Annotated in this window: 14 protein-coding genes and 1 pseudogene; all 15 read right to left on the bottom strand. The window is 41.4% G+C overall.

The features are described 5' to 3' along the window. Positions 1-16 precede the first annotated feature (16 nt). The 15 genes and pseudogenes from ACNO7B_RS01055 to ACNO7B_RS00985 all read right to left on the bottom strand — a co-directional run bounded on the left by ACNO7B_RS01055 (position 17) and on the right by ACNO7B_RS00985 (position 13,078). The gene (locus ACNO7B_RS01055; protein WP_039963282.1) at positions 17-436 is read right to left on the bottom strand and encodes a TlpA family protein disulfide reductase; all 420 of its coding nucleotides are present in this window, start codon (positions 434-436) and stop codon (positions 17-19) included. Further along, complete coding sequence (locus tag ACNO7B_RS01050) at positions 436-951, bottom strand: HEAT repeat domain-containing protein (protein WP_268449869.1); 516 nt, start codon at positions 949-951, stop codon at positions 436-438. The genes ACNO7B_RS01055 and ACNO7B_RS01050 overlap by 1 nt, the downstream gene beginning before the upstream one ends. Before the next feature lie 18 nt (positions 952-969). Next, positions 970-2,391 (bottom strand): sporulation killing factor system integral membrane protein, encoded by a 1,422-nt coding sequence (gene skfF, locus ACNO7B_RS01045; protein WP_417901051.1) that lies wholly within the window; start codon positions 2,389-2,391, stop codon positions 970-972. Next, positions 2,384-3,106 carry an ABC transporter ATP-binding protein gene (locus ACNO7B_RS01040; protein WP_019744076.1) on the bottom strand — a complete coding sequence of 241 codons (723 nt, stop codon included), beginning with the start codon at positions 3,104-3,106 and terminating at the stop codon, positions 2,384-2,386. The genes skfF and ACNO7B_RS01040 overlap by 8 nt, the downstream gene beginning before the upstream one ends. Before the next feature lie 17 nt (positions 3,107-3,123). Then, on the bottom strand, positions 3,124-4,614 hold the full coding sequence (locus tag ACNO7B_RS01035) for a CPBP family intramembrane glutamic endopeptidase (RefSeq protein ID WP_270109821.1): 1,491 nt from the start codon (positions 4,612-4,614) through the stop codon (positions 3,124-3,126). Next, positions 4,607-5,842: a sporulation killing factor system radical SAM maturase gene (gene skfB, locus ACNO7B_RS01030; protein WP_417901050.1), complete on the bottom strand. Its 1,236-nt coding sequence runs from the start codon at positions 5,840-5,842 to the stop codon at positions 4,607-4,609. The genes ACNO7B_RS01035 and skfB overlap by 8 nt, the downstream gene beginning before the upstream one ends. Before the next feature lie 64 nt (positions 5,843-5,906). Then, on the bottom strand, positions 5,907-6,074 hold the full coding sequence (gene skfA, locus ACNO7B_RS01025; RefSeq protein ID WP_017366484.1) for a sporulation killing factor: 168 nt from the start codon (positions 6,072-6,074) through the stop codon (positions 5,907-5,909). A gap of 251 nt (positions 6,075-6,325) precedes the next feature. Further along, positions 6,326-6,724 (bottom strand): RidA family protein, encoded by a 399-nt coding sequence (locus ACNO7B_RS01020; protein ID WP_417901049.1) that lies wholly within the window; start codon positions 6,722-6,724, stop codon positions 6,326-6,328. A gap of 126 nt (positions 6,725-6,850) precedes the next feature. Further along, the gene (locus ACNO7B_RS01015) at positions 6,851-7,363 is read right to left on the bottom strand and encodes a PadR family transcriptional regulator (RefSeq protein ID WP_007498534.1); all 513 of its coding nucleotides are present in this window, start codon (positions 7,361-7,363) and stop codon (positions 6,851-6,853) included. 5 nt (positions 7,364-7,368) lie between these two features. Continuing rightward, positions 7,369-9,834: an FtsX-like permease family protein gene (locus ACNO7B_RS01010; RefSeq protein WP_417901048.1), complete on the bottom strand. Its 2,466-nt coding sequence runs from the start codon at positions 9,832-9,834 to the stop codon at positions 7,369-7,371. Then, complete coding sequence (locus ACNO7B_RS01005) at positions 9,803-10,522, bottom strand: ABC transporter ATP-binding protein (protein WP_008343922.1); 720 nt, start codon at positions 10,520-10,522, stop codon at positions 9,803-9,805. The genes ACNO7B_RS01010 and ACNO7B_RS01005 overlap by 32 nt, the downstream gene beginning before the upstream one ends. Before the next feature lie 155 nt (positions 10,523-10,677). Continuing rightward, entirely contained in the window at positions 10,678-11,442 is a 765-nt protein-coding gene (locus ACNO7B_RS01000; RefSeq protein WP_417901047.1) for an ABC transporter permease, read from the bottom strand. After that, positions 11,439-12,356: an ABC transporter ATP-binding protein gene (locus ACNO7B_RS00995; protein ID WP_417901046.1), complete on the bottom strand. Its 918-nt coding sequence runs from the start codon at positions 12,354-12,356 to the stop codon at positions 11,439-11,441. Before ACNO7B_RS00995 ends, ACNO7B_RS01000 begins: the two co-directional genes overlap by 4 nt. Before the next feature lie 14 nt (positions 12,357-12,370). Then, a complete protein-coding gene (locus ACNO7B_RS00990; protein ID WP_025206634.1) occupies positions 12,371-12,562 on the bottom strand; it encodes a PLD nuclease N-terminal domain-containing protein in 192 nt (63 codons plus the stop codon). Between the two features lie 161 nt (positions 12,563-12,723). Continuing rightward, a pseudogene (locus ACNO7B_RS00985) lies at positions 12,724-13,078 on the bottom strand (DUF2200 domain-containing protein). Between the last annotated feature and the right edge of the window lie 21 nt (positions 13,079-13,099).

Raw genomic sequence — 13,099 nt, 5'->3', positions numbered from 1 at the left:
CCCTCCATAACTCTAATTATGATCGTTTTTCTAGTTTTTTTAATATCTTTTCCCAGCCGGTATCTCCCATTTTCCGATCAATTAATTGTCCCTCTTTATCTATGAGGCAAAAACTTGGCAATCCTTGAATTTTATATTTTGTGACAATCTCATAATCTTGATCCAACACAATGGGAGCAATGAGATTCTTTTCCTCCGCATATTTCGAAACAACCTCTATCGATTTTTCTTCTTCCGTATATGGAACATGGACACAGGTTAAATGGATACTCAACTGATCCACACTATGTAGAATGTGGTCGGTTAATTCTTCACAATGCGGACAGTTAACTGACCAAAAATAAAGAAGCTGAGTATGCCCTTCAGGTAAACACCGCTGCTGTGAAGAATGAATCCAAGGAAGGTGCTCAGGCCATTTAAGTATTTGCGTTTCCACTACTCATCCCCCTTTTCTTTTAATTGAAAAGCGATGATTTTTCCTAGTGCCTCTTCTGCGGCAAAAGGGGCCACATTTCCTGATGGATTCTCTTGTTCCTGTTTTAGGCACTCGTACATATTTTTTTCGATTTTTGATGGGTCAATCCAAGAGATACACCACGACGCCCAAAAACAAGTAGGACCCTCATAACGCTTTGCCAAAGACAGAAGAAATGGCAAACTAGGCTGACCAATTCTCATGAGTGAGATCGCAGCCGCCATTCTTGTCTCCTCTTCTTCACTTTCTAACAGTTCAGCAAGAGCTTCTGCTGCATCCCCTGCATCTGCTCCAAATTCACCAAGAACCGCTGCTGCAATATTCCGCAAAGAACCCTCTTCTTTTAAGGCTTCAACAAGCACTGGCACTGCCTCTTTTCCTGATTTCCTTAACTCCCCCATGGCTTGAACGATCGTTACTTCATTGGTATTGACTAAACGTTGAACCGATTGGGATAGCTTATCTTCTGGTTTCATGACAATCAACTCCTCTTTTTAATGAGTCCCGCGGCATCGATAACAAATCACATAACATACACATCCAGCAAATACACATGTCATCGTTGTAAACCAGCCATTAGTGAATAGATGAATCCCAATAATGACCGCACCACTTATGACAGATCCGATGAGCAATGATCGATAATAGATGCCCAAAGAAAGACTCGCTTCTCGTCTCAAAGGCTGCGTAAAGGCAAAGAGCCGTATAGTCAAAAACCAAATATATACCCCTACGCCATAAATGGCCCAATACAATACATCATGAATCTCTAACAAGATAAGAGAAATTAAGTAGACACCATACAACCAAAGGGTTTGAAACACTTCCAATAGAAGAATTTTTTGATATAAAGCACCCGGAAAAAGATACAGCATTCCCGTTTGCCCGTGTCTTACAATCCCCGCGTAATATGAACTGAGCAGGACAGATGCACCAATGACCAGAAAGAATAGAGTCAACCAATCTGAAAAATAAGAACTAACGACATAGTAAGTACCGATCAACAGCATGGTAGATAACAGGTGGAAGGTAGCATACTTTTTGATCATCAATATTTCTAGCCAAAGGAAAGCCCAGATGCCCGTTAATGATGAAAGCCCCCACCACGTCTTGCTTTTCTTTGGACTTATTGGATTTACATGAACCTGTTTCCCCTCAAATTCCTCCCAAAATGCCGCCTCTTTGACTAACGACTCCATCATCTCTATACGATGACTCGACCTGTACATCATCATGAAAGATAAAATCATCACTCCAAGTAATATCAATACAGAAATGAATGAAAACTCCACTATCATGTGTCCGACTTGATACATCAAAGAAGCAGATATCTCCATCATTGACGACTGTTTCAATATCAATTGATTCATAATAAGCAATGAAAGACAACCAAACATCAGTATAAAACCAATGAAGAGCACTCGCTTATATACTTGAATGGTTCTTGCACAAGATACCGCAATCATCCATGTTTCGATCATACATAACAGCGCTGTTAACAGGAGTGATTTACCAAGTAGAAAAAAGTACTGCTTCGTTAAACAAAGAAGGAGAATATCAGCCATCACAGCAGAAACAATGAGAAGAGCACATCGCCAAAAAATGTGATATACCCATACACTCATCACAACCGTCCATAAGGAAGCACCACTTCCATACAACCACATGATATCGTTCATCTGACTAGGCAATCGATTCGAAAACAAGCCAAAGCCAGTATAAAGAACAAATAAAACGACAATGATCCATCCAGCTGTACTTGCATTCCAATCGCCCATGCTTGAGACTGCGCTCAGCTGAAAACCGATGGCAGCCATCATAAGTAGCAAGATCAGAAAGGGCATTTTCTTTTCTTGATTTTTACTGATCAAGCGCCTTTGGGATTTCATCCATAAAAGGGAAAGCGTGTTATTCACTAGACCACTCCCCTAGAAGTTGAATGACTTCTGCCCGCCACTTCATTTGTTCTTCCTGCCGCTTAGGAACAGCGATACTTTTCATGATGGCACCGTCTCGAATCAATATCACCCTGCTTGCCGTATCTAGCACAAACTCCAGACTATGAGTGGACACAAGAACCGAACCACCTTGAAGACTCTTCTGTATCAGCCAATCTGACAGCCATTGTTTAGAAGGGATGTCTAACCCAACAGTCGGCTCATCTAAAATAAAAAGGGAGGCATCTTGCACAATGGCCCCTGCTAAGACGACACGCTGTTTTTGACCTCTTGAAAGCCTTCCACACAATTCGTTCATCTTCATTTCGATATGTACTTCTTTCAACGCCTCAAATACCTTTTCTTTGATCTGTTTTAAACCTTTATGATAGCCCCTCGCACGGAATTGAACATGTTCAGCAACCGTTAAATCTGGGTACAAATATGGCTGATCTGGAATAAGAGCTACTTGTTTTTGGACATGGGAATGACCAGGAGGAAATCCCTCTATGAGTATTTCCCCTTGATCAGGTTGATAGAGACCTGTTAAACATCGAATGGTTGTCGTCTTCCCCGCACCATTAGGCCCAAGCAGTGCCACAACCTCCCCTGCTTCAATGGAAAATGAAAGGCCCTCTATCCCATCACCATTGCTATATCGTTTGCTTACATTCTGAACCTCCATAAATGGCATCAAATCTCTCCCTTTTATTAGAGTGATGTATGCTGAGGCTTTTTGGTATGTAGATATCTTTGAAGTTTAAATTGCCATAAGGGCATACAAACAAGCACAAAATTGTGAATAAAATGTGCCGCCAGTACACAAATAAATCCATAATGCATATAAAGAAAACCAAGAAAACATCCAAAAACAAAAAGATGCGCCCAGCGAATCCATCTTGGATCATACCCAGTGACCTGATGCATAATTGCCCATAAAAAAGATGATATTAAAATGGACAATATCGCACTCCCACTAAACCAAAATATAAGAGAAATCATTAAGAGTCGGTATATTACTTCTTCCCCAATAGAACTTTGCAGACTCATATTAAGCCCTTGTCTTAAAGTAAATCCAGATAAAAACATACTTCTATTTGATAGTTCCGGAGAAATACGTAATTTATTCATTCTCTCTAACAGGTAAAAGACCAGTGATGTGATGCCTAGACTAATTAACCCAGCGCTAAGACCAATAAAAGTTTGTCCAACGATTTCATCTAAAAATTTCATTTCTAATTCATTCGCAAGAGCGCCTCCTGCCAATGAACATATAAATACTACAAATCCTGTCAATAATCCTGCAAACAAAGTAGAGAGTATACCAAGTAATTTAACAGTTTGAACACTCATCCTAGCATCGTAAGCATTTACTATCGTTAACTGTATATCCTCCTTAATTGTGAGAGATTGCACTAGTACAATCATGAAACCCAGCATAAGACTTAATGTGAGGTGAATTTGAACATTCATTAAAACTAAAACTAATATAGCCATGATCATCGCAGCAGCTGATCCTAACATACCTGAGAGACCAAAAGTAGACTCAACTTGTTCATCTCTTATTACTTTATTCATCTGATCCGTTAAAATCTCTGTATCCGTGCCGATATAAGTGATCACACCAGATTGCATTTCAACTGTTACCTTAAGTCGGATATCTTCCTTTTCAGCAAGATACCAATATGTTTTAATTTCACGAAAATCCTCTTCTTTTGAACCAGAACCAGTTGGTTTTGTCTTAGCCCATAACCCCTTTGAAGAACAAGTCAATTGATCTTTTAAACCTTCTAGTGAAATCTGACCGTCTTTTTTAGATAATGAAGTTTGCCTTACATCTGCATAAAAAAAAGTCACTTCCCTTTTAGCGTTTACTCCTATCACGAATGATTGGTTTTGGTGAACAAAACGAACACGCCAAGACTCAACCAATCCCATTTCATGAAGTATATGTCGATTTTTTTTAAGTAAACCTAAATGATGTAACTTATTCACTGTTTCATGATCATACCAATAGACTGAATATACCTCCCAAGCTTCCACGTCTATGCCCACAAACTCTCTAATAAAATCGATACCAACTTTTCTTGCCTCAATTTTATCTAAAAGGTTTGATTCTATTGTTGACACTCTATACTTCGCAAACAGGAAGAGCCCTATCACTCCAAGACCTGACCACAAAATAAAAGTCATACTATTCATGAGCGATGCCTGCTCTCATTTCATTTTCAAAGGGGAGATCTGGCTCAGTTAGTTCAACTTTCCCTATACATTTACAGTTTTTCGCTTCACATTTCAATTTCAATAGACGTGTTGGTGAACCAATATCAGAAAAAGAATCCGTTAGAATGTGACCTAAAGGAATATCCTCTAATTGACAAGGTGTCACATAACCGTCTGCCCTTATATACCAAGCCAAATAACCCGGTGTACAAAAATCAGTTGTAAAAGAACTCTCTTCATGCTCCCAATCGATTATATTCAAATGGTGTCCCCACTTAGAACGTGCCTGCTGTAACTGGCTTTGAACACGCTGCTCAAACGAAGTTTCTAGCGCTTTAAAATTCTTTGTAGCACGTCCTACTGATAATGTCTTACCAGCACGGAAAATGGAGGCATTTGCTTTTGCACAATGATCAACAACCTCTGCTACTTGATCAGCGTTCATTTCATTGATGGTCATTGCAACAATTACAGGAACATTCACTTCTGTTAACCGCTGGATGGTTTCCATACTTTCCTGAAAAGCACCTTTCCTTCCCCTTAAGGAATTATGAGTGTCGCTCGTACCGTCAATACTAATTTGTACAGATACATTTCCTAGATGACTGAGTAATTCCACTTCTTCTTGTCTCCAGTTTAAGCCATTGCTAAAAACGTTTACGTTCGTAAATAATGAACTCGCAACCATCACAATTTCTTTGAAACCTTTTATGAGTTTGGCTTCTCCCCCTGTTAAAGTGACATCAGCCACACCTTGCGCAGCTAGTTTTTGCATCACATTAATCCACTGGGAACATGTTAATTCTTCAGGATAGGGCTTACCGGAACTAGCATAACAAAAGGAACAACCTAAGTTACAAGCGTTTGTTAATTGGAGAGTACAGCTAATTGGCAAATAGGACTGTAAAGATCCTGTAAATTGAATAGGTTGATTCAATAACCCTTGTGTCCAAGCTTCTGTAAAAGGATGGGCACTCAATTCTTCACGCAACTGATCAGCTGTTAGCTCTTCCTTTTTAACGATTTCCCAGATACGAGCAGTTTTGCTCACGTCTTTATTCTTAGATAATAAAAATGCAAGCTGAGCCCCTCTTCCACTCAATCTAAAATAATACATTGATTTTCTATCTATCATAACTGCGCCATGAGGCTGCAAATGAATCGCTAGTTCAGGTAAATCGTATTCTGCTAGTTGATTACTTGACATAAATAGACACCCCTTTTATAGAATAAGGAGCTAGCAATATATGCTTAACTCCCTATGTTATTCATTAAATAGCTCTCATTGCAGGATGTGGCAGTGCACAAACTCGTGTCATTGCAATACTTTTTGAGGCCCAGCACCCCATACATCCAGCCGCCTTAACAATTGAAGTACCACCTGGACGCTTAAGGCTTTTTTTACTCACAGATTCCCATTCTTTTTGGTTTCTTGTCATAAGTAAAACCTCCTCTCAAAATTTGCATAGTGTCAATAGACCCAATCGCTATGCACCCTGATATTACCATATGAAAAATGTCGAAGTAAGGGGAATTGTGTAAAATATTCTAAAAATATACTTAAAAGGTTTTTATATCAATAAATTAGAGAGAACTAAATATAAAAAAGATTGGATATGAAAATCCAATCTTTTAGCCCATACTTCCCTTATGCAAAAATTTTTCATTATCTACCTCATCAAGATAATCATTAAACCAAGTCCATATCCCGACAAGCCCATGCATCCACCTCGACCTTTAAAGCAGGTGAAGCCAAAGCCACCACATAAATCATCGTCATACAAGGCAGGTGATCTCCTAAAAACTGACCCATGATTCGTTTTCTATTCTCAGCATCAAACTCACCTACCAAATAAAACACAAGCTTCGTTATATCTTCTACTTTCATATCTGCCGCTTCTACATTGCGTTTCACATTCTCTAACGCTAGTTCGAGCTGCTCCATCGGGCTCGCTGGGATGGTTCCATCGACTTCCATCCCCACTTGCCCTGATAAGGTTAACCACCGCTGCGGCCCTGTTGTCTCTATTTGATGGATGTACGGTGCAACTGGCGCATGAATGGTCTCAGGATTACGTGATGTTTTCATTGATCAAACCCCTTTTCTGAAAATACAATCAATTTCCACCTATCATACCAAACTTTCTTCCCATCCTATCTGCATATGCTCCAAACGAAGCCAAAAAAAAGACCTTTCTTCAAAAGAAAGACCTCTCTAAAATGATGACCCGCTCCGATGCTCAATTTGATGAATCCAATTCAAATCCGCCTCTAAATGAAGCAGCGTGCCAGAAATCAATAAGTACCGACTCTCATCACCTTGCACAAGACATTCCGTTTTCAGCTTCGTGAGTTCCATCACATCTTTCATGATGACGGCTTTCTGCTGCTGAAGCATTTCTTTTTCTTGATGAAATCTGATTTTCCGTGCACAGCCCCATTTAAAGTGAAAATCATCCTTTGCAGCATGATATGGAACAGGTGCCAACAGCCATGATTCCAGCTCTTGTCTGCCTTCTTCCGTCACGTCGTACAGCTTTCGATCTTGGTCATCTATTCCCACTGCTGTCACCAATTGATCACGAATTAACCGATCAAGCGTCGTGTAGATTTGACCAGGGTTGATTTTTCCTTTTATTCCGAGCAATGACTCCAGCTCTAGCTTTAATTCATATCCATGATGTTGCTGCTGACAGAGCGATGTTAAAATTCCGTATTTCACTGACATATGATTTAACCTTCTTTGAGAGATGATATCATCTCTATTTTACTCGCTGTCGCACTAGAAATCCATGAAGCCGCTAAACTGAGTGCAATTCCTGCGATCACTGCCAGCAACACATGCACAAATGGCAGCTGAAATGAAACAAATCCACTGAGCCAATCAGATTGGCTTGAGACATATAGAAGAATCACACCAAATAAAATGCCGCCAATCACACCTGATAACCCAATGAGCACACCTTCTCCGACGATCATTTTTCTCACCTGCTGCTTTGTCAGCCCAAGCGCCCGCATGGTGCCAATCTCAGATGTGCGTTCAAGCGTGTTCATCAGCAGAGTATTGGCTGTTCCAATGCTCGCGAGCCCAATAATGAAAATGAGCATCATAGAAATTAACTCGTTCATACCAGTTAAAGCCGATGTCGTTGATTCAATCTCATCCTCTATTGTTTTCACCTTTGAAAGCCGCTGCCCAAAGTCTTCCCATAGCTGATCTCGTAAAGTCTCACCGGCACCTTTGTCTTTTAACGTAAGCAGGATATCAAGGGGCTGCGTCCACCCTAAATCCTCTTGTAAAAATGTCTGATCGACAAATGCCACATAACCCGAATGATGAGAAGTCTTGACCACATCAATGACTTGTAACTGCTGCCGGCCAGAAGGTGCATTGAGATACACACTCTCTCCAATACGCCCACCCCATTCATCAAACGCACGCTCTCCTAACACGATAGAAGGCGTTTCTGATAATCGTTGATACAAATCGCCTTTATTGTCACCTTCTATAAAAGAAGGTCCTTTCTCATCCACACCGATGATAGAAAATTGTCTTTTCTCTCCATGGGCCGTTTCCCATGTCAAAGGAGCCGCTTCCATCATCGGTTCCACCCGCTCAACAGACTCATAGGATGACAGCTTTTCTTGATCCGCTTTCGTCCATGGCGCTTCAGAGGTAACCCTGAGATCACCGCCGTACGTTTGACGGATCTCTTTTTCATAGCCATCTGGAGCCGATTCAATGACCGCACTTAAAAGCAAGATCACAGCAATCCCAACAGCTAGAATCGCCGCCGTATTGGCATTTCGATTCAGTTGCTGCGTGACATGCTGCGCTGATAGATGACCTGGATAGCCAAAAACCAGCTTCAAAAGAGGCGCCAACAACCGGTTCAAAAAGAGCAGGAAAAATGGGAATAACAGAACCATGCTGGCTAAAATGGCAAGATAAGCAGCCGGATGATCCACCCATACAAATGAAAGCAAGCCTATCCCTATCACCGCTCTAATGACCGATTGTTTTTTCGGTGTAGAAGTTTGGGTAGTGGATTTTAAAGTCAGCAGCACAGACGTTTTCCCTGCATGATAGATCGGAAATAACGAAAACAGCACAGGGAACACAATACCAATGATCACTGCTATTACAACAGGCACTTGCCAATTTAACGAATACACCATATCAAAAGCGAACACACCAAGCAGTGTTTGCATGAACACATCTCCAAGCCAAACGCCAATCGGCACCCCAATGGCTGTTCCAATACATGCCAAGATCAAAACCTCAATCAACATCAGCTTAGAAACAGAGCCCTGCGTATAACCAAAGCTCTTCATAATCGCAAATTCCTTTTTCCGTTCCATCACACTCGTATAAATCATATTAAACACGATAAAACCGCTCATAAACATCGACAGCCCTGCGATGAGGTAAAAGAACGTGTACAACCCGCCAATGTCATTACTTTGCCGGTCATCCGCCACCACAGGCTGGACAAAAACATCGGCATCCTTGAACTCTTTCTGTAAAGATTGAAAGAGCTGCTCTCCGCCATCATTCGTCTGAAATCTCATATAAGAAAGTTGATGATCGAGTCCCGTCCATTCTCTCAATAAATCAAGCGGCGCCATCACACGAAAACTCGATGATTCTGCACTCTTCCAGTCACTCGGACTTGAAAGCAGCTGTGTATATTCCACAATGGCAGATACCTTCGCTTCGCCCAAACCAGAAAAACGAATGGTATCTCCCACTTTTTTATTCAGCAGCTTTGCCACAACATCTGGTATGACCAACCCCTGATTATCCAAGCGCCCTTCAATCACAGGCAGCTTCAGTAAAGAGCTCGTTTGATCTTGTACTCCGGTAATGCGCACTGCCCGTTGGTTAAGAGAGTGATCACCTTCTACCTCAAAAAACGTCTGTTTATCCAGTGCTAACAATGATCCTGTCACATCAGGATGCTTTAAAATGGAGGAGATCTGTTCCTCATCATACGTATGATCATCACTCAACACCCAATAATCTGCATCAGCGACATACATTTGCTCATAGTAATGAAACACATCATTTGTCGTTCGATCGGCAATGAGCATCGACGTGACAAAAGCAATTCCCACCATGATGCCTAAGACAGAAATGGCGAACCGCTTTTTATGCTGAATCATGTTACGCCATGAAATTCGCCACATACTGAGCATAATCATCATCCTTTCTAGAGATCACTTGATCAATAACACCGTCTTTAAAAAGGATGATTCGATCCGCAAATCCTGCTGCGAAAATATCATGCGTCACCATGATAATCGTCTGCTTGCTTTCTCGATTGAACTTGCACATTAACGCCAAAATATCCTCCGCTCTATGCCGGTCCAAGTTCCCCGTCGGCTCATCTGCTAACAGCACTGACGGCTGATTGACTAGAGCTCTTGCAATCGCTACACGCTGCTGCTGACCGCCGCTCAGCAAACTAGCCCGTTTCCGCCCAAGTCCATTCAAGCCAACAGCCTCTAACAGCTCTACAACCGTCTGTTGATTCTCCTTTGTTAAACGTCCATCTGCATGCAGCGGAAACGCCACATTTTCTTCGACAGTTAACGTAGGCAGCAGCTGATAATTTTGAAACACAAACCCAATCTGTTTTCTGCGAAAAATCGTTCTCTCTTTCTCATTCATCTCACTCAACTGATGCTCATCTATCAAAATCTCTCCATCAGTAGGCAGATCAAGCCCGCCTAACAGCTGAAGTAATGTACTTTTTCCAGAACCACTCGGTCCCATCACCGCTACAAACTCCCCTTCTTCTACCGTCAAATCAACGCCCCTCAACACCTCAGTCCGCTCCTGGCCTTGAAAAAATTCCTTCTTCACATTCTCGATCTGAATCATCTGCAAACTCCTCCCATCCCTTTACGGAGTAATTATATACTAAGTATATATTATTTCAACATTTAAATCATGATAATATGTATTTATGTCTTATTTTTTACTTACTAAATACATAAAAAACCCTTTAGATTTTCATATCCAAAGGGTACATCATGCTATAATTCTTGTTTTCTAAAAAGAAACCATCCGATGAGAAAAAAGAAACCAATCAATACCGATACACCTAGAAAGCTAGTAAGTGCCTGATCTGAATAAGTCCCTCTATGAATCATCTCCTCAGCCGCACTTGTGACGCCTTTAGGTGCAAACTTCCCTAATGTATCCTCATAAAACGAAGGAACGGTAAACAGGATGAGGTTGATCAAAAGGGAAACGCCGCCCGCAGTCACTGAACGCTTAAAGAACGCCGATGCACAAATGGTCGATACTACAATGAGCAGTAGGTTCGGATAATACAAAAGCGTTCCTTTTAACACATCGCCCCAATCCACATGCCCAAATTGGATGTCCACATAATAAACGGAAGCAAGCACCGCCACTATCAAACTAAACAACGTTAAACAGGCATAGGCACATATTTTTGAGGCATAATAACTCATTCGACTGATCGGTTTCACCATAATCATCGCCGTCACCCCAGAGCCACGCTCTCCAGCAATCGTCCCCATCACGATCATAATGAGGATAAACACGCCGAGTGAATCAAATTTACTCAATGCACTGGCTAAAGCCTCTCCAGCACTAGGCTCTGGTATATAAAATGTAGACCCTTCAGGTAAATTCGCTGATTTCGACAAAAGATCCGGCAGTATTTTGAGCGTAATAGGCTGTGTAATCATTAAAATCGTAAAAATGATCGGCACAAATAAGATTTTATAACTAGTGAATAACTCCCTAAATTCCTTTTTCAACATCATCATGCCGTCACAACCTTCATGAAAATATCTTCAAGCGTCAGCTGAGATAATCGATATTGGAGAAGAACACCGCCAGTTTCAGTGATGAGACTCGGCAGCTCCTTCAATGCCGTATGTTGATCTTTGACTCGCACCTGATAAGTGTCTCCTCTCTCAATACATTCCTCCACCCAATCCCGCTCCTTTAACAAAGCCACTAGTTTCGTATTCTGTTGTTCTAATTGAAATTCAATCACTGGCTGGATATAGTCTTCTTTGATCTGTTTCATCGAAGAGGACATTTCAATTTTGCCGCTGTTGATCATGATAATATGATCAGCCACACGTTCAATGTCATCTAAAATATGGGTCGACATAAAGATCAGCATCTCATGCTTTAGACGCTCAATCAAAGTCAGGATGTCTTTTCTCCCCATGGGATCAAGTGCAGACACAGGTTCATCCAAGATCAGAACCTTCGGGCTGTTGATCAGTGCCTGCGCAATAGCAAGTCTCTGCTTCATGCCTCCACTATAGCTGCCAATTACACGATCCTTCGCCTCATACACACGGCAAAGCTTCAACAGTTCCTCTGTTTTAGAACGAATGGTGTTTTTCTCTAAATGAAATAACCCGCCAACCCAATGCATCCACTCCTGCCCCGTCATATCTTGATAAAATGCAGGATGCTGCGGACAGTACCCAATCACCTGACTGATTTGATCCATGTCCTTTGTGACATCAAAACCTGCCACCTTCACAATGCCAGACGTAGGACGAGCAAGCCCCGTCAAAATCCGGATCGTCGTTGTCTTTCCCGCTCCATTGGCTCCTAAAAAGCCAACACATCCAACCTCCCCAACAGAAAACGAGACATCTTTTAACACTTCATGCCGTCCATACGATTTCGTCAGGCCTTGACACTCCAACATATTCAAGCGAATCCCCCCTACTAAGATTGTTTACGACCAAAAATGAAATACGCAATAGGACCAGCACTCGCCACAAATACAATCACCAAAGCCCAAACCCACTTCACTTCTCCCCTAATCCTCGATGGATCTCTTTTCAACAAATCAAACAAACCAATCACCATTAAAATCGCTTGCAGAAAAATAAGAGGTAAAATCATCTTCATATCCATCCACGCCACTCCCTTTTCAAACGTCAATTTGTTTTGGTATTACTTCTTTTGACGACATGAAGAGAGAATTCGTTCAAATGGATTTTATTTTTATTGGTCGAATGGTCTATAAATATAAAAAAGCCCAGTGAGGGTTCCTTCACTGGGCTTGCTTGTGATGTTCATGACGAATCTCGCAAAATCTTTTCTATTTTCTTTCCCTTGTAACTCATCAATTAGCTTATCTAGATACCGAATATTTTTCATGGTTTCTTCCTCAATGTCCTCTACTCGAACACCACAGATGACTCCTTTAATTAAGCTGCGGGAAGGATGAAGCTCAGGAGCCTCAGCAAAAAAGGTTTCAATGTCTATCTGCTTGTCCAACTGCTCCTGTAACTCTGCGGGGCTGTACCCCGTTAACCAACAAATGATCGTATCAACCTCAGCCTTCGTTCGTCCCTTTCTCTCTGCCTTTGCGATGTAGAGAGGATAGACTTTTGCAAAGCTCATTGTGTAGATTTTAGGTTTGGTCATGTATCTGCTCTCTTTCTTCGT

Origin of the sequence: Bacillus sp. AK25, from assembly GCF_048270685.1 — a bacterium.
Taxonomy (GTDB): Bacteria; Bacillota; Bacilli; order Bacillales; family Bacillaceae; genus Bacillus; species Bacillus altitudinis.
The sequence above is the reverse complement of the archived record's forward strand: the minus strand, read 5'-3'. Positions and strand labels throughout refer to the sequence as shown.